The organism is Mycolicibacterium lacusdiani, from assembly GCF_021916785.1.
Taxonomy (GTDB): Bacteria; Actinomycetota; Actinomycetes; order Mycobacteriales; family Mycobacteriaceae; genus Mycobacterium; species Mycobacterium lacusdiani.
This window is the reverse complement of the sequence record NZ_JAKCFC010000007.1, coordinates 234,272-250,472: the sequence shown is the minus strand read 5'-3', so window position 1 is coordinate 250,472 and position 16,201 is coordinate 234,272. Positions and strand designations below refer to the sequence as shown.

General features: G+C 69.1%; 15 protein-coding genes. 9 read left to right on the top strand and 6 right to left on the bottom strand.

Translation table 11 applies throughout. The annotated features are described in order from the left end of the window. Window positions 1-6 precede the first annotated feature (6 nt). A complete protein-coding gene (locus LOK44_RS21175) occupies window positions 7-384 on the bottom strand; it encodes a heme-binding protein (RefSeq protein ID WP_237572046.1) in 378 nt (125 codons plus the stop codon). A gap of 294 nt (window positions 385-678) precedes the next feature. On the opposite strand from LOK44_RS21175, the gene LOK44_RS21170 reads away from it, so the two are divergent. Next, on the top strand, window positions 679-1,659 hold the full coding sequence (locus tag LOK44_RS21170; RefSeq protein ID WP_237572136.1) for an esterase family protein: 981 nt from the start codon (window positions 679-681) through the stop codon (window positions 1,657-1,659). Between the two features lie 46 nt (window positions 1,660-1,705). After that, a complete protein-coding gene (locus LOK44_RS21165; protein ID WP_237572045.1) occupies window positions 1,706-2,143 on the top strand; it encodes a type II toxin-antitoxin system Rv0910 family toxin in 438 nt (145 codons plus the stop codon). Window positions 2,144-2,197: 54 nt separating this feature from the next. On the opposite strand, the gene LOK44_RS21160 is transcribed toward LOK44_RS21165, so the two are convergent. Further along, the gene (locus tag LOK44_RS21160) at window positions 2,198-2,983 is read right to left on the bottom strand and encodes an oxidoreductase (protein ID WP_237572044.1); all 786 of its coding nucleotides are present in this window, start codon (window positions 2,981-2,983) and stop codon (window positions 2,198-2,200) included. A gap of 172 nt (window positions 2,984-3,155) precedes the next feature. Here LOK44_RS21160 and LOK44_RS21155 point away from each other — a divergent pair, with 172 nt between their 5' ends. From LOK44_RS21155 to LOK44_RS21130, 6 genes are all read left to right on the top strand, one after another. Next, window positions 3,156-4,439 (top strand): MFS transporter, encoded by a 1,284-nt coding sequence (locus LOK44_RS21155; protein WP_237572043.1) that lies wholly within the window; start codon window positions 3,156-3,158, stop codon window positions 4,437-4,439. Between the two features lie 17 nt (window positions 4,440-4,456). Further along, window positions 4,457-5,473: a LacI family DNA-binding transcriptional regulator gene (locus LOK44_RS21150; protein ID WP_237572042.1), complete on the top strand. Its 1,017-nt coding sequence runs from the start codon at window positions 4,457-4,459 to the stop codon at window positions 5,471-5,473. A gap of 115 nt (window positions 5,474-5,588) precedes the next feature. Continuing rightward, complete coding sequence (locus LOK44_RS21145) at window positions 5,589-6,803, top strand: cytochrome P450 (protein WP_237572041.1); 1,215 nt, start codon at window positions 5,589-5,591, stop codon at window positions 6,801-6,803. Further along, window positions 6,800-7,873 carry a phosphotransferase gene (locus LOK44_RS21140; protein WP_237572040.1) on the top strand — a complete coding sequence of 358 codons (1,074 nt, stop codon included), beginning with the start codon at window positions 6,800-6,802 and terminating at the stop codon, window positions 7,871-7,873. The genes LOK44_RS21145 and LOK44_RS21140 overlap by 4 nt, the downstream gene beginning before the upstream one ends. A gap of 103 nt (window positions 7,874-7,976) precedes the next feature. Further along, window positions 7,977-8,264 carry a hypothetical protein gene (locus LOK44_RS21135; RefSeq protein WP_237572039.1) on the top strand — a complete coding sequence of 96 codons (288 nt, stop codon included), beginning with the start codon at window positions 7,977-7,979 and terminating at the stop codon, window positions 8,262-8,264. A 54-nt stretch (window positions 8,265-8,318) separates the two neighbouring features. Then, window positions 8,319-9,227 (top strand): DMT family transporter, encoded by a 909-nt coding sequence (locus tag LOK44_RS21130; RefSeq protein WP_237572038.1) that lies wholly within the window; start codon window positions 8,319-8,321, stop codon window positions 9,225-9,227. Between the two features lies 1 nt (window position 9,228). Here the strand turns inward: LOK44_RS21130 and LOK44_RS21125 are convergent, their stop codons facing one another. Then, window positions 9,229-10,161, bottom strand: coding sequence for an SAM-dependent methyltransferase (locus LOK44_RS21125; protein WP_237572037.1), 933 nt, complete (start codon window positions 10,159-10,161; stop codon window positions 9,229-9,231). Between the two features lie 187 nt (window positions 10,162-10,348). Here LOK44_RS21125 and car point away from each other — a divergent pair, with 187 nt between their 5' ends. Continuing rightward, complete coding sequence (car, locus tag LOK44_RS21120) at window positions 10,349-13,891, top strand: carboxylic acid reductase (protein WP_237572036.1); 3,543 nt, start codon at window positions 10,349-10,351, stop codon at window positions 13,889-13,891. A gap of 57 nt (window positions 13,892-13,948) precedes the next feature. On the opposite strand, the gene LOK44_RS21115 is transcribed toward car, so the two are convergent. The 3 genes from LOK44_RS21115 to LOK44_RS21105 are packed head-to-tail and all read right to left on the bottom strand — an operon-like array spanning window position 13,949 to window position 16,078. After that, window positions 13,949-15,013 carry an NAD(P)H-dependent amine dehydrogenase family protein gene (locus LOK44_RS21115; protein ID WP_237572035.1) on the bottom strand — a complete coding sequence of 355 codons (1,065 nt, stop codon included), beginning with the start codon at window positions 15,011-15,013 and terminating at the stop codon, window positions 13,949-13,951. Window positions 15,014-15,059: 46 nt separating this feature from the next. Next, the gene (locus LOK44_RS21110) at window positions 15,060-15,476 is read right to left on the bottom strand and encodes a TIGR03668 family PPOX class F420-dependent oxidoreductase (RefSeq protein WP_237572034.1); all 417 of its coding nucleotides are present in this window, start codon (window positions 15,474-15,476) and stop codon (window positions 15,060-15,062) included. 2 nt (window positions 15,477-15,478) lie between these two features. Next, window positions 15,479-16,078: a hypothetical protein gene (locus tag LOK44_RS21105; protein ID WP_237572033.1), complete on the bottom strand. Its 600-nt coding sequence runs from the start codon at window positions 16,076-16,078 to the stop codon at window positions 15,479-15,481. Window positions 16,079-16,201 lie beyond the last annotated feature (123 nt).

The window sequence follows — 16,201 nt, the reverse complement described above, 5'->3', positions numbered from 1 at the left end:
CTCTTCTCAGGGAGTTGCAGGCGCGCCGCACCGGTTCTTGATGTCCACCAGCGGCTGCCGGATGCCGGTCATCTCGGCCTGCTCCTGGGGGTGCTGCGCCAGGTAGCCCATCGTCTTGCTGGCGACCTCCTCGCGGCTGAGCCCGCCGAGCGTCGACACGTAGGCGTTGAGGTCCGGGTGGGTGAACAGGTACGCCGAGGTCGACGCGGACACGCCGGCGCGCACCCCCTCGAGGTCTGCGGCGCTGCAGTTGGGCGGGTTCGCCGCGGGATCTTCGTTGGCGAACGCGGGCGCGATGCCGCCGAACAGTGTCGCCGTCAGCAGCCCGCCGGCGAGCACGGTGCCGCCGACCAGCCGTCGGGTGGTGAATGCCGAGAGTTCCATGACCGTCGCTCCTTCGTCGTTTCAGGAGAGTCTGCCGACTCCAGCTAACCGAAGGGCCGCGCCCAAGGTGATTCACAGCCACCTCCCTCCGCCTACACAGGCGCCACGTCCGCCACGATCGCGAAACGCCTTGATAACGAGCGCATCAAGCGCCGCGTGGGCGCGGAACCAGTGACCGGGCCGCTGTTAGGTTCGGCCACGAATCGACGTCTGACGAATGGAGTACCACCGGTGTTCGCCAAGGTGAAGCGGCTGTCCGCAGCCCTGCTCGCGGTGCTCGCGCTGCCCGGGCTGATGGGCATCACGGCGCAGACGCCGACGGCCGCGGCCTACTCGCGCCCGGGCCTGCCGATCGAGCAGCTCGACGTCCCGTCGCCGTCGATGGGCCGCAACATCCGGGTGACCTTCCAGGGTGGCGGGCCGCACGCGGTCTACCTGCTCGACGGGCTGCGCGCCCAGGAGGACGCCAGCGGCTGGGACATCAACACCGCGGCGTTCGAGTGGTACCACGACTCGGGCCTGTCCCTGGTCATGCCGGTCGGTGGGCAGTCCAGCTTCTACACCGACTGGTACCGACCGGCCGTCGGCGGCGCAGGCACCGTCACCTACAAGTGGGAGACCTTCCTGACCCAGGAGCTGCCCGCCTGGCTGGCCGCGAACCGCGGCATCGCCCCGACCGGCAACGCCGTCGTCGGGCTCTCGATGGCAGGCGGCGCCGCGCTGACACTGGCGATCTGGCACCCGGCGCAGTTCATCTTCGCGGGTTCGCTGTCCGGGTTCCTCAACCCCTCACAAGGGTTGTGGCCCACCATGATCGGCTTCGCGATGAAGGATGCGGGCGGATTCAACGCGACCGACATGTGGGGCACCACCAGCGACCCGGCCTGGCGGCGCAACGACCCGACGGTCAACATCGCGACGCTCGTCGCCAACAACACCGCGGTGTGGGTGTACTGCGGCAACGGCCGGTCCTCGGACCTCGACGCGCCCGGTGGCGACTTCGGCACCATGTACAGCGCGCAGTTCCTGGAGAACATCACCATCAACACCAACAAGGACTTCCAGAAGCGGTACCTGGCCGCAGGCGGCCGCAACGCGATCTTCAACTTCCCGGCCAACGGCACGCACAGCTGGGGCTACTGGGGAGCGCAGCTCGCGGCGATGAAGCCCGACCTGCAGCGGGTGCTCGGCGCCGGCGCCCCGCCGCCGCCGCCTCCGCCCCCGCCGGCAGCGCCGGTCCCCGCGCCTGCTCCGGCCCCGGTGCCGGTGCCCTAGGTCGCTGGAGGCGTCGATTCGGCCCGAGTCGGGTATGAAGTGAGGCATGGCGAACGTCGACGTGTCCGTAACCTCGGAACTCACCCCTGAACAGGCCTGGGCCATGGCCTCGGACCTGCATCGCTTCGACGAGTGGCTGACCATCTTCGGAGGATGGAAGAGCCCGGTGCCCGAGGTGATCGACGAGGGCACCAGGGTGTCGTCGTGCATCAAGGTGAAGGGCTTCCGGAACACCATTCACTGGGAGGTCGAAGAGTACGACGCGCCCCGTCGCATCGCGATGCAGGGACACGGGTTCGGCGGGGTGCGGATCTCGCTGCACATGACCGTCACCCCTGACCAGCCGGGGACGACGTTCCACGTGCTCGCCGAGTTCAAGGGCGGGCTGCTCAGCGGACCCGTCGGCGCGCTGACCGCGCGCGTCCTGCGCTCCGACGTCGAACGGTCGGTGCGCAACCTCGCGTCGCTACAGGTCAAGCGCTAGGCGCGGTAGCTCAGTGCGTCGGCGCGTAACTGTGGGGGAGCGGGGTCCGTTTCGCTAGAGGGTGGTGACGTAACCGCCGTCGATGCGGACGTCGGCGCCCGTGGTGTTGGCCGAGCGACTGCTGGCCAGGAAGACGGTGAGGTCGGCGACCTCCTGCGGGGTGGTGAACCGACCGGTCGGTGCGATTGCGGACACCGTTGCCACGACGTCGTCGGCAGTCGCGCCGCTGGCATCGGCGAACTTGGCGGCCACGCCATCGGAGGCCAGCCAGAGGTCGGTCGAGACAGGACCCGGGCTGACGGTGTTGACCCGAATGCCCTTGGGGCCGAACTCCTTCGAAAGGCTCTTGGCGTAGCTTGCCAGGGCGGCCTTGGTGGCGCTGTAGTCGACGATGTTCCACTCGGGCAGCGTCGCGTTGATCGACCCGATCATCACGATGCTGCCGCCGCCGCGAGTCAGCATGTGGGGGATCGCCTCGCGCGTGGTCCGCACCGCCGAGAGGAAGTTGATCGACAGCGACGCCGCCCAGTCCTCGTCGGTGACCGAGAGGATGCCGTCGAATCGGGTCTGGACTGCGCCGGCGTTATTGACCAGGACGTCGACCCCGCCGCGCTCGGCGGCCGCATCGATCAGCGCCTTGGGGCCCTCCGCGGTCGACAGATCTGCGGCGACGAACGTGGCCGATCCGGCGGCCACGAGATCGCGGAGTTCGGGGCCATCGTGGCGGGCGCCGGCTATGACGTGAGCCCCTGCGGCGGCGAAGGCCTGGCTGATCGCCAGACCGATGCCCTTGCTCGCGCCGGTGACGACGACAGTCTGATCTGCGAGGTGCATGTCCATGCCCATACTGTGCGCCTCCCGACGGCTCACCACACGCCGAGTGTCGCGTCGTGTCACGCCTGCACGCCGAAACCGTGGCGGTAACCGACGTTCGGCGAGGACTGAGAGCTAAGCGTCTTGCTCAAATCCGTTCTGCCACGCGGCAACCCGACGCTGACTAATCTCGGGCGGCATGTCGGATGCGGCCGCGGTGCGCAAGGCGATCGTCGGCGCATCGATCGGCAACGCCGTCGAGTGGTTCGACTTCGCGATCTACGGATTCCTCGCGACGTACATCGCCGCCAACTTCTTCCCGTCCGGCGACGACACCGCGGCGTTGCTCAACACCTTCGCGATCTTCGCCGCGGCGTTCTTCGCGAGGCCGCTCGGCGGGTTCGTGTTCGGGCCGCTCGGTGACCGCGTCGGCCGTCAACGCGTACTGGCGATCGTCATCCTGCTCATGTCGGCCGCGACACTGGCGATCGGCCTGCTGCCCACGTATCAGGCGATCGGCGTCGCGGCACCGCTGCTGCTGTTGTTCTTCCGGTGCCTGCAGGGCTTCTCGGCCGGCGGCGAATACGGCGGCGGCGCGGTCTACCTCGCCGAGTACGCGTCGGCCGAACGCCGCGGCTTCACGGTCACCTTCATGGCGTGGTCGGGTGTCGTGGGATTCCTGCTCGGCTCGATCACGGTCACGCTGCTGCAGGCCGGACTGCCCGCGGAGGCGATGGACTCCTACGGCTGGCGCATCCCGTTCCTGATCGCCGCGCCGCTGGGCCTCGTCGGGCTCTACATTCGGCTGCGGCTCGACGACACGCCCGAATTCACCGAACTCAGCCGGTCCGACGACGTCGCCGCCAAGCCGCTGCGCGAGGCGATCACCACGTCATGGCGGTCGATCCTGCAGGTGATCGGCTTGTTCCTGATCTTCAACGTCGGCTACTACGTGGTGTTCACGTTCCTGCCGACGTACCTCATCAAGACGCTGCACTACTCCAAGACGGCGTCGTTCACCTCGATCACGCTGGCCAGCCTGGTGGCGCTGGTGCTGATCCTCCCGCTGGCCGCGCTGTCGGACCGGGTGGGCCGCAAGCCGATGCTGATCGCCGGGTCGGCGCTGTTCGTCGTGTTCGCGTATCCGCTGTTCCTGCTGGCGAACTCGGGCTCGCTGACCGCAGCGATCACCGCGCACTGCCTCCTCGCTGCGATCGAGTCGGTGTACATCTCGACTGCCGTCACCGCGGGGGTGGAACTCTTCGTCACCCGGGTGCGGTACAGCGGCTTCTCCGTCGGCTACAACGTCGCCGTCGCCGGCTTCGGCGGCACGACGCCCTACGTCGTCACCTGGCTGACCGGTGAGACCGGCGTGATGGCGCCCGCGTTCTACCTGATGGGTGCCGCAGCGCTGTCGCTGCTGACCGTGCTGGGCCTGCGCGAGACCGCGGGTGCTCGGCGCAGCAGCACGGTAGCCGCCTGACGTGCCACGATGAGCACGTGGGAGTAAAGGGTTCGGCGCGGCCGACGACGGCGGAAAAGTCGGCGCGGCCGACGAAAGCCGACGTCGCGCGCCTCGCCAACGTCTCCGCCGCCACCGTCACCTACGTCCTCAACGACGTTGCGGGGCAGACGATCTCGGCTACGACCAGGGCCGCCGTGCAGGCCGCGGCCGAGCAACTCGGCTACCGGCCGAACCTCGCGGCGCGCAATCTGGCCCGCGGTGGCAGCGGCGTCATGCTCTACGTGGTGCCGCGCATCTCCCTCGGCGATCTGCTGATCGAGGTGGGCAGTCGGCTGACCGCGGCGCTGGCGCGGCACGGCGTGGTGCTGTCGCTGCAGTTCGAGACCGAGGACGGTCGCAACGTCGTCGACGCGATCGCCGACCTCAACCCGATCGCGGTGACGACCGTGTTCCCGCTCGGCGGTGCGGCACTCGACGCCGTCACCGCGGCGGGCATCCCGCAGATCCACCTGGGCAGCGCGCAGTTGCATGCGATGGGTGCGCTGCACCTGACGATCGGCGAGATGCGCGTCGCGCACCTCGTCGAGCGTGGTCACCGCAGGCTGGCGTTCGCCTTCTCCGACGTCGAACCCGTGCGACCGCTCGGCGAGTACTGGCTCGAGGGTCTGCGCGCGGCGGCCGCCGCGCGCGGGCTGCCCGAGATCGTCACCGGATCGGTGAGGTCGGACGGCACCGATGCCGCCGACGTGGTGCGCGGCTGGGTGGCCGACGGCGTCACGGCGCTGTGCGCCGAGAGCGACGAGACCGCGATGGTCGTGCTCCACGGCATCCGGCGGGCCGGCCTGACCTGTCCCGCGGACCTCGCGGTGATGGGCGTCGACGCCAGGCCGCTGGGCGCCGTCAGCGCACCGCCCCTGACCTCGGTCGGCTTCGACGCCGAGACCATCGTCGACGTGTCGGTCGCCGCCATGATGACCGAACTCGGCTACCCGTCGGTGCGCGAGCCGAGCAGCGCCAACGTCGCGCACCTGATCCTGCGCGAATCGACCTGACACCGTTACACCGACCGCTCGAGTCGTAACCGTCGAATCCTTGTCCGAGCGCGTCCGCGGCGTGTAACTTACGCGTGTAAGCAATCCCGCCAGTTCGACCAGAGAGGCGGACCACGTGACCGACTCGGCAACGCTCGACGCGACCAGCGACGTCTACTTCGACCCGTACGACGTCGACATCAACGCCAATCCCTACCCGGTCTTCGCCCGCCTGCGCGAAGAGGCGCCGTTGTACTACAACGCGCAGCACGACTTCTACGCGGTCAGCCGCTACGAGGACGTCAACCGCGGCATCGTCGACCACGGCACGTACAGCTCGGCCAAGGGCGCGATCCTCGAACTCATCCGGGCCGACTTCCCGATTCCGTCCGGCGTCCTCATCTTCGAGGACCCGCCGATCCACGACATCCACCGCAAACTGCTGGCCCGGATGTTCACCCCGCGCAAGATCGCGCTGCTCGAGCAGAAGATCAGGAACTACTGCGTCGAGAGCCTCGACGCCGTGATCGGCTCGGACCGGTTCGACTTCGTCACCGACTTCGGTGCGGTCATGCCGATGAAGACCATCAGCGCGCTCATCGGCATCCCCGAAGCGGACCAGGTGGCGGTCCGCGATCACGTCACCGGCCAGATGAAGACCGAGGCGGGCAAGCCCATGAAGGCCGCCGAGGAGGGGCTCGTCTCCGGCGACATCTTCGCCGACTACATCGACTGGCGCGTCGACAACCCGTCCGACGACATCATGACCGAACTGCTCAACGTCGAGTTCGTCGACGAGCAGGGCGTGACCCGCCGCCTGACCCGCGACGAACTGCTCATCTACCTCAACGTCGTCGCAGGCGCTGGCAACGACACCACGACGCGGCTAATCGGTTGGGCCGCAAAGGTATTGGCCGAACACCCCGACCAACGGCGGCAGCTGGTCGAGGACCCCACACTGATTCCCAAGGCCGTCGAGGAACTGGTCCGCTTCGAGCCGCCCGCACCCCACGTCGCCCGGTACGTGACCCGCGACGTCGAGATCCACGGCCAGACCGTGCCCCAGGGCGCGGTGATGATGATGCTCATCGGCGCCGCCAACCGCGACCCGCGCCAGTTCCCGCCCGACGGCGAGGTCTTCGACATCCACCGCGAACAACGCGCGCATCTGGGCTTCAGCGTCGGCGCGCACTACTGCCTCGGCTCCTCGCTGGCCCGACTGGAGGGCCGGATCGCGCTCGAGGAGATCCTGAAGCGGTTCCCCGAGTGGGAGGTCGACCTACCCAACGCGGTGTTCTCGACCACCTCGACCATCCGGGGCTGGGAATCCATGCCCGCGATCATCGGATGACCACCGCGCTCGCCGTCCCGAGGGACTGGACCGAGATCACGCGTGAGTGGATGACCGCCGCGCTGGCGGACACGCATCCCGACGCCGTCGTCGACGGCGTGACCGTCGACATGCGCGACGACGGGACCAACCGGCGCGCACGTCTGGCCGTCACGTACGCGTCCGGGTCCGGACCGGCGAGCGTGTTCGTCAAGGCGGTCGACCCCGACCACAAGGCCATGATCAAGATGACCAGCGGGCTGCTGCACGAGCCGAGGCTGTTCAACTCGAATCTCGAACTGCCACTGGAGCATCCGCTGGTCTACGCCGCGGTGATCGACGAGGCCGAGGAGGACTTCCTGCTCGTCATGGAGGACCTCGCCGCGCGCGGCGCCGACCCCCGCGACGCCACCCGGCCGCTGTCCGTCGAGCAGGCGACCGACGGCGTGCGTGGGCTGGCCCGCATGCATGGCCGGTTCTGGGGCCACCGCCTCGACCGTCCGGAACTCGGCTGGCTGGAACCGTTCGTGCCGTGGGACGGCATGCAGTACGCCCCGTTGCCCGCGGCGCTCGAGCGCCTTGGCGACGACGCGCCCGCGTCGGTTCGCGCGTTGTCGATCGACGCGCTGATCGAGGACGTGTGGAAGCCATACGTCCGCACGCTCACCATCGGGCCGGTGACGCTGCTGCACGGTGACGCCCACGTCGGCAACACCTACGTCGTGCCCGACGGGAAGGAGTCCACCGTCGGATTCCTGGACTGGCAGGTGGCCCGGCGCGGCAACTTCGCGCTCGACCTCGGCTACTTCCTGCAGGGTGCGCTGATCACCGAGGACCGCAGGCGTCACGAAGGCGCGATCCTCGAGGCGTACCGCGACGCGCTCGACCTGCCCGCCGACGAGCTGCCGTCGCTCGACGAGGTGTGGCTGCGCTACCGCGCGTCCGTGGCGCACGGGCTGACGCTGTGGCTGTGCACCGCGAGCGCGGGCGAACTGTGGCAGCGGCCGGACATCGCGCTCGCGCTCGCCCAGCGGTACTCCGCCGCCTACGAGGACCTGCAGACCGCGGCCGCGATCGCCGACCTCGTGTGACGACGGCGAACTCGGCCTACGTCGGGCGATCGACGTCACCTCGTGAGCCACGCCATTTCTCCGTTAGCCTGGAACGCGACGGCAATCGAACGGGGAGCGACATATGGCGATTCGGATACTGCCCTACGTGACGGTCGAGGTCGACGAACGTCTGCGCCGCCGGGTACGCCGCGTCGCGGACAGGGTGCGCCTCAACGTGCGGTCCTATCTCCTCAGCGCCGCCGACGACGTCGACACCGCGGGCGAGAAGGTTCGCGACCTCTGCGGCGCGGCCGTACAACGAGTCGACACCGTCGTCGACCGCGTGAACGACCGCATCGACCCCGCGGGTACGCCCGAGGACGATGCGGCACCGCAACCTGCGAAGGGCGCTCGGCTCGAAGCGGTCTAGCGGCGCCTCCTCTACCGTGTAGGTGAGGGGGCTTGTCGCAGAACCGATGAAGGGATGCCGAGGACGTTGCTGACCCATGGGCTGGTCGTCCTCCTGTCACTGTGCGCCGCCATCGCGATGGCCATCGGCATCGTCGTGCGCCAGCGCGCCACCCTCGACGTTCCGTCCGAACAGGGCGTCAGCGTCGTCATGTTCCGCACCCTGCTGCGCCGTCCGCTGTGGTGGGCAGGCACGGCCGTAGCCATCCTCGGCTACGTGTTCCAGGCGCTCGCGCTGATCAAGGGCTCACTGCTGCTCGTTCAACCCCTGCTGGTCTCGGCGCTGCTGTTCGCGCTGCCGCTGAGCGCGCGGATGGCCCACCGCCGGGTCCGGCGCTCGGAGTGGCTGTGGGCGGGCCTGCTCACGACGTCGCTCGCCGTCTTCGTCCTCCTCGCCCGGCCCGGACCGCAGGCGGCTACCGCGACGCTGCCGGTGACCGCCATCGTCGCGGCGGTCTGCACACTGATCGTCGTGGTCTGCGTCGTCATCGCGGTGCGGGTGGCGGGATGGCAGCGCGCGGTCGCGGTCGCCGTCGCCGTCGGCGTGCTGTTCGGCGTGGTCGCGGTCCTCACCAAGATCGTGATGCACACCCTCGACGAGCGCGGCCTGCTGCACATGCTGGCCACGCCGGCGCCGTATCTGCTGGTCTTCCTCGGCGTGTTCGCCGTGCTCCTGCAACAGTCGGCGTTCCACGCAGGCGCACTGCAGATGTCGGTGCCGACGATGCTGGTGCTCGAACCCGTCGTCGCGGTGTTCCTCGGCGCCATCCTGCTCGGCGAGGAGCTGAACGCCGGACGCTACGAGGCGATCGCGCTCACCCTCGCCATCGCGGCGATGACGGCCGCCACCGTGGCGCTCGGCCGCGACGAGGGTGCCTACGAGGCCGAACTCGAACTGCAGGTGGCTCGCTCAGGGGGGCCCTGACTCAGCGGCGCGTCGAGGTGTAGTAGACGACCCCGTTCATCGTGACGTCGTCGTCGCTCGCCTGCGGGATCGCCGGGAAGCCGTTGTCGGCCAACAACTGGCTCATCGGGGTGCCGACCGACGTCCAGCCCCTGGCGTCCAGGTACTCGCCGACGTCGTTGCGTTCGCCGTCGAAACCCAGCTCGTTGAAGTCGAGGTCGAAGCCATGTTCGCGCCACTTCGCGGTGGCCGCGCGCATCTTCTCCCGAGCGGCCTCGAGGTCGGTGTTCGCCTGATTCGGCACGGCTTCGGAGCCCAGCCGGCTCCCCGGCGCGCTCAGCTCGGTGACGGCATCGAGCAGGCGGTCCTGCGCCTCGGGCGGCAGGTAGCCGAACAGTCCCTCGGCGATCCACGCCGACGGCGCGGTCGGATCGAAGCCGGCTGCCCGCAGCGCGGCGGGCCAGTCGTCGCGCAGGTCGATCGAGATCGCTCGCAGTTCCGCGGTCGGTGCGGCGCCGAACTCGGCCAGCGTCACGCGCTTGAACTCGACGACCTGGGGCTGGTCGATCTCGTAGACGACCATGTCCGAGGGCCAGTCGAGCCGGTAGGCCCGGGCGTCGAGCCCGGCAGCCAGGATGACGGCCTGGCGGATGCCCGCCTCGGCGGCGTCGGTGAAGAACCGGTCGAAGTAGCGGGTCCGCGCGGCCATCGCGGCCGGCATGTGCGACAGGCCCCAACCGGCGCCGTCGACGTCGACCTCCGCGCCGGTGATCTCACCGGACGCCCACCGTGTGAGAAAGTCCACACCGACGGCACGCACCAGGGGCTCGGCGAACGGGTCGTCGATCAACGGCTCGTCGGCCCTGGTCGCGATCGCGCGTGCGGCGGCGACCATGGTCGCGGTCGCTCCCACGCTGGTCGCGAGGTCCCAGGTGTCGTCCTCAGTACGTGCCATAAATCAGTCCTCCAGGGCTCGGCAGATATTTAGCTAGCATAACGAACAGCGGCTGTGGCGCATTCCTTCACAGCAAACTCCCAGCTCAGCGACGCGGGGCATATCTTTAGTTTTGCTAACGTTGTTCCAGTTCGAGAGACCGACGACGCTCCCTCCCGACGAACAGCACCGCAGACTAAGGACACGCATGTCATCCGAGAACCAGCCACTCGACACCAGCGAAGCGCGCCTCGAGCGCCGCATCGCGGATCTGTACGCGAGCGATCCGGAGTTCGCCGCGGCACGCCCCGACGCATCGGTCGGAGCTGCGGTCGACGGACTGCGCCTGCCCGACGTCGTCCGCACCGTCATGGAGGCCTACGCCAACCGGCCCGCGCTCGGTCAGCGCGCCGTCGAATTCGTGACCGACGACGCCGGCCGGACCGTCGCAGCCCTCCAGCCACGCTTCGAGACCATCACCTACGGCGAGCTGTGGGACCGCACCCGCGCCGTCGCCGCCGCGCTCGCCGCCGACGCCGCCAGCGGTGACAGGGTCGCAATCCTCGGCTTCACCAGCGTCGACTACACCGTCGTCGACACCGCACTGACGCAGATGGGCGCGGTATCCGTGCCGCTGCAGACCAGCGCGCCACTGGCACAGCTGGCGCCGATCGTCGCCGAGACCGAGCCGACGGTGCTCGCGTCGAGCATCGACTACCTCGATGACGCCGTCGCGCTGATCTCAGACGGTCCCGCACCCAAGCGCCTGGTCGTCTTCGACGTCCGACCCGAACTCGACGACCACCGAGACGCGCTCGCGTCCGCAACCGCCCGCCTTGCCGACTCGGGCGTCGTCGTCGAGACCCTCGCCGACGTCATCGCCCGCGGCGCCGAACTGCCCGAGGTCATCGTCGCCGACTCCGGCGAGGACGAGCCGCTCGGGCTGCTGATCTACACCTCCGGCAGCACCGGCGCACCCAAGGGCGCCATGTACCCCGCCCACAAGGTTGCCGACATGTGGCGCGCCGCCGCACTCGGCCACTGGGACGACAAGCAGGGCGCCATCCCGTCGATCACGCTGAGCTTTCTGCCGATGAGCCACGTCATGGGCCGCGGCGTCCTGTACGGCTCGCTGGCCGCGGGCGGCACCGTCTACTTCGCGGCGCGCAGCGACCTGTCCACCTTCCTCGAGGACCTCGCGCTGTCGCGGCCCACGCAGATGAACTTCGTCCCGCGCATCTGGGACATGCTGCACCAGGAGTGCCTCAGCGAGCTGGCGCGCAGGAACGCCTCGAGCGCCGACGACGAGGACGCCGTGCTCGGCGAGCTGCGCCAGAACCTGCTCGGCGGCCGCTTCGTGACGGCCCTGACCGGTTCGGCCCCGATCGCACCCGAACTGAAGACCTGGGTCGAGAAGCTGCTCGACATGCACCTCATCGAGGGCTACGGCTCCACCGAGGCGGGCGCGGTGTTCGTCGACGGCCAGGTCCGCCGCCCGCCGGTGATCGACTACAAGCTCGTCGACGTACCCGAACTCGGCTACTTCGGCAGCGACGTGCCCCACCCGCGCGGCGAACTCCTGGTCAAGTCCGAGCAGCTGTTCCCCGGCTATTACAAGCGCCCCGAGGTCACCGCCGAGGTGTTCGACGCCGACGGCTACTACCGCACCGGTGACATCGTCGCCGAGACCGGACCCGATCAGCTGCGCTACGTCGACCGTCGCAACAACGTCCTCAAGCTGTCCCAGGGCGAGTTCGTCACCGTCTCCAAGCTGGAGGCCGCGTTCGGCGGTAGCCCGCTGGTGCGCCAGATCTTCCTGTACGGCAACAGTGCTCGCCCCTACCTGCTGGCCGTCGTGGTTCCGACCGACGACGTGATAGCACGTTACGACGCAAGCGAACTCAAGTCCGCCATCAGCGCATCGCTCAAGGACGCCGCTCGCGCCGCGGACCTGCAGTCCTACGAGATCCCGCGCGACTTCATCGTCGAGACCACCCCGTTCACCGTCGAGAACGGTCTGCTCACCGGCATCCGCAAGCTGGCATGGCCGCGGCTGAAGGAACGCTACGGCCCCGAACTCGAACAGCTCTACGTCGACCTGGCCGATGGGCAGGCGGGGGAGCTGCGCGCACTGCGGCAGGACGGTGCCGACGGCCCGGTACTCGACACCGTTGCCCGTGCCGCCCGCGCGCTGCTCGGTGCGGCGCCAGGTGACGTGACCGGCGATGCGCACTTCACAGACCTCGGTGGAGACTCGTTGTCCGCGTTGACGTTCGCCAACCTGCTGCACGAGATCTTCGACGTCGACGTTCCCGTCGGTGTCATCGTCAGCCCGGCCAGCGACCTGGCGGCCATCGCCGCCTACGTCGAGACCGAGCGTGCCGGCGGATCGAAGCGGCCCACCTATGCCGCCGTGCACGGCCGCGACGCCACCGAGGTGCACGCCCGCGACCTGACCCTGGACCGGTTCTTCGACTCGGAGCTGCTGCACGCCGCGGCATCGCTGCCGGAGCCGAGCAGCGAGGTTCGCACCGTGTTGCTCACCGGCGCAACCGGCTTCCTCGGCCGCTACCTGGCACTCGAGTGGCTCGAGCGGATGGACCTCGTCGACGGCAAGGTCATCTGCCTCGTCCGCGGCAAGTCCGACGCCGATGCCAGGGCCCGCCTGGACAAGACGTTCGGCGCCGTTGATTCCCCTGTCGCTTCGCTCCTGCCCGCCGGTGCCGACCCGAAGCTGCTGGCCCACTACCGCGAGCTGGCCGCCGACCACCTCGAGGTGTTCGCCGGTGACAAGGGCGAGGCGAACCTGGGCCTCGACGACGCCACCTGGCAGCGCCTCGCCGACGAAGTCGACCTGATCGTCGATCCGGCGGCCCTGGTCAACCACGTACTGCCGTACAGCCAGCTGTTCGCGCCCAACGTGCTCGGCACCGCCGAGTTGATCCGCATCGCACTCACCACCCGGAAGAAGCCGTTCGTCTACGTGTCGACGATGGCCGTCGGTGCGGGCATCAACCCGGCCGACAACGTCGAGGACGCCGACGTCCGCGTCGTGAGCGCGACCCGCCGCATCGACGACAGCTACGCCAACGGTTACGGCAACAGCAAGTGGGGCGGCGAGGTGTTGCTGCGCGAGGCGCATGACCAATTCGGGCTGCCCGCATCGGTATTCCGCTGCGACATGATCCTGGCCGACACCAGCTACGCCGGCCAGCTGAACCTGCCCGACATGTTCACGCGCATGATGCTGAGCCTGGTCGCCACCGGTGTCGCGCCTGCGTCGTTCTACGAGACAGACGCCGAGGGCAACCGGCAGCGGAGCCACTACGACGGGCTGCCGGTGGAGTTCATCGCGGAGGCGATCTCGACGCTGGGGGCGAGTGCGACCGGGTTCGAGACGTTCCACGTCATGAACCCGTACGACGACGGCATCAGCATGGACACCTTCGTCGACTGGCTCATCGACGCCGGCTACCCGATCGCGCGGATGGACGACTACGGCTCGTGGTTGCAACGGTTCGAGACCACGCTGCGGGCCCTGCCCGATGCGCAACGGCAGGCGTCACTGCTGCCGCTGCTGCACAACTATCAGAAGCCGGAACACCCGGTGAACGGTGCGATGGCGTCGACCGACCGGTTCCGGGCGGCCGTGCAGGACGCGAAGATCGGTCCGGACAAGGACATCCCGCACGTCAGCGCCGAGGTGATCGTCAAGTACGTCACCGATCTGGAGCTGCTCGGGCTGCTCTAGAACGCGTGATTTCGGCGCGATTTCCCGCGGTCACCGCGGGAAATCGCGCCCAAATCGCTAGTTGCCGAAGCCGATCAGGCTGCGCACCTGGGGCAGGTCGGCGATCGTCGCGAAACCCGGCGGCGCGGCGCACACCGCGGGTACCGCGTTGAGCACCTGCATGCCGGTCGCGACGTTGGCGGAGTTGACGTGCTCCAACATCGTGGCGTCGCGGCGGAAGCTGGCCAGCGACATGAAGTGCGTCTGCATCGACGGGTCGCCCTCGATGGTCAGCGTCCACCCGTGCCGTGGCTTCGGCCAGTGCTTCGGGTACTCGTTGCCGACGGTCCACAGCGTCTCGATCTCGACGAGCGGTTCGCCGTCGCGCCTGCCGACCCAGTTCCACCGTTGTCCCGCAGTGGTTCCCGCCCGCAGCACGTGATCGAAGATTTCGTGGTCGTGCTCGGCCGGGACGGCCTCGACGTCGGCGGTCACCCCGTCGATGCCGGCGCGCAGCGCGTCGGCGAGCAGCCACACCTGCTCGACGAAGATCGAGCTGTTGAACGCGAGGAAGTCGTTGGCGGTGACGCTGATCTCGTCGACCGGCGCGCCGAATCGCATGTTGTCGAACGTGATCGCGGTGCTGTCGTACACCGACCAGTCGGCGCGCTCCTGCAGCGTCAGCTTCTCGATGGTGCGGCTCATGCCGGTCATCGCCAACGGCAGTGCGCCCGAGAGGTTGCCGGGGTTGAGTCCGCAGCCGTGCACGGTGGTGCCGCCCTCGTGGCAGGCCGCGAGGACGCGGTCGCGGTCGGCGGGTGCGATGCGCGCGGGATGGAACAGGAACGCGGTCGTGACGACGTTCTTGCCGCCGGCGAGGATCGAGCACACCTCGTCGACGTCTGTGAGGCGCGGCGTGTAGACCACGCAGTCGGCGTCGATGGCGAGCACCGCGGCGGAGTCCTTGGACGCCGTCACCCCGACGGGTTCGCGGCCGATCAGCTCACCGGCATCGACACCGTCCTTGTCGTCGGAGTAGACCTTGACCCCGGCCAGTTCGAGACCGCTGCGCGGATCGAGTGTCGTGGCCATGACCTCGCGGCCGACGGCGCCGGTGCCCCACTGGATGATGCGCAATGCCATGGGGTCACAGTCGCACGGCGCGGGTGCCCGTGTCCCCGGAAAGCGCTCAGGCGTGCCAGCCGCTCCACCGGTGCACGGCCACCGTCACCACCGGGCCGTCGAGCGCGATCCGGTCGTACTGCGCGTACTTGGCGCGCAGCAGCCCGTAGCCGTACGCCATGTCCTCACCCGCTTCGTGCACCTGGGCCGTGCCGTCGGCGCGGACCCACCACAGCTGGCTCCAGTCCTCGTCGTAGTGGTCGACGAGCATGCTCACCCGCGGTTCGGCCTCGATGTTCGCCAGGCGCCGAAGCCGTTGCGTCGACTTGCGTTTGGCGTCGACCGCGGTGAACACGACATCGTCGTGCACGGCGAACACGACCGGCACGACGTGCGGCGTGCCGTCGGGACGGACCGTGGTCAGGACGGCGACGCGAGCCGCGGCGAAGCGACGGGCGAGGTCCGTCTGGTTGGGGTCGGTCACAGTCAGTTCCGGTTGGACGGCCGCTGCGGGGCCACGCTGATCGGCGACCGCGTCACCGGCGTGCGGGTCACCCCGATCTCCGGCTTCTTCGACGGCTGCTGCTGCTGGCGTGGCCGCTGGTAAACCGGCGCCTGCGGTGCGGGTGCCTCGGCCGCAGGCGGCGGCGGGGGAGGCGGTGGGGGCGGCGGCAGCGCACTCGACGGCGTCGTCGTGGTGGCCGTCGTGGTCTCGGTCGACGTCTGCGGCGCGGGAGCCGGCTCGTCGTCCGAGGACCCGCTGACCAGGAGCAGCACGATCGCCACCACCATGGCAATCACCGCGAGTGCGACCGCCACGATGCCGAGCTTCGCCCCCGTCGAGGCGTACCACGGCGGTGGCGCGGCCTTGAAGTGCCAGGTGTTCGCGTCGAACGCGTCGAAGTGGCCGGGGGGAGGGCCCGCCTCGCTCCACGCCATGCCGCCCGGGTACGGGCTCGTCGGCTGGACGTCGCCCTCGACCCACACCGGCCCGGTCGGCGTCGGATCGTCGAACGCGCCGGCACCGTCCTCCGCGAGAACGTCGCCGTCGTACTCGGAGTCCCCAGGGGCTTCCGTGTCAGCCACCCGCACAATGCTAGGCGGCGACCAGCACAAACGTGCATCGGGTCGCGGCCGATACCCAATCGTGACGCGTTCTGCAGTGCTGACGAGTTCGGGTCACCGGAACCTCAGCCGGTAATGGGACCC

Bases quoted from the DNA above. Each gene is read 5' to 3' on its own strand.
- car (WP_237572036.1), top strand. From the start codon at position 10,349: ATGTCATCCGAGAACCAGCCACTCGACACCAGCGAAGCGCGCCTCGAG.
- LOK44_RS21165 (WP_237572045.1), top strand. From the start codon at position 1,706: ATGGCGAACGTCGACGTGTCCGTAACCTCGGAACTCACCCCTGAACAG.
- LOK44_RS21155 (WP_237572043.1), top strand. From the start codon at position 3,156: ATGTCGGATGCGGCCGCGGTGCGCAAGGCGATCGTCGGCGCATCGATC.
- LOK44_RS21115 (WP_237572035.1), bottom strand. From the start codon at position 15,013: ATGGCATTGCGCATCATCCAGTGGGGCACCGGCGCCGTCGGCCGCGAG.
- LOK44_RS21140 (WP_237572040.1), top strand. From the start codon at position 6,800: ATGACCACCGCGCTCGCCGTCCCGAGGGACTGGACCGAGATCACGCGT.
- LOK44_RS21175 (WP_237572046.1), bottom strand. From the start codon at position 384: ATGGAACTCTCGGCATTCACCACCCGACGGCTGGTCGGCGGCACCGTG.
- LOK44_RS21160 (WP_237572044.1), bottom strand. From the start codon at position 2,983: ATGGACATGCACCTCGCAGATCAGACTGTCGTCGTCACCGGCGCGAGC.
- LOK44_RS21125 (WP_237572037.1), bottom strand. From the start codon at position 10,161: ATGGCACGTACTGAGGACGACACCTGGGACCTCGCGACCAGCGTGGGA.
- LOK44_RS21130 (WP_237572038.1), top strand. From the start codon at position 8,319: ATGCCGAGGACGTTGCTGACCCATGGGCTGGTCGTCCTCCTGTCACTG.
- LOK44_RS21135 (WP_237572039.1), top strand. From the start codon at position 7,977: ATGGCGATTCGGATACTGCCCTACGTGACGGTCGAGGTCGACGAACGT.
- LOK44_RS21170 (WP_237572136.1), top strand. From the start codon at position 679: ATGGGCATCACGGCGCAGACGCCGACGGCCGCGGCCTACTCGCGCCCG.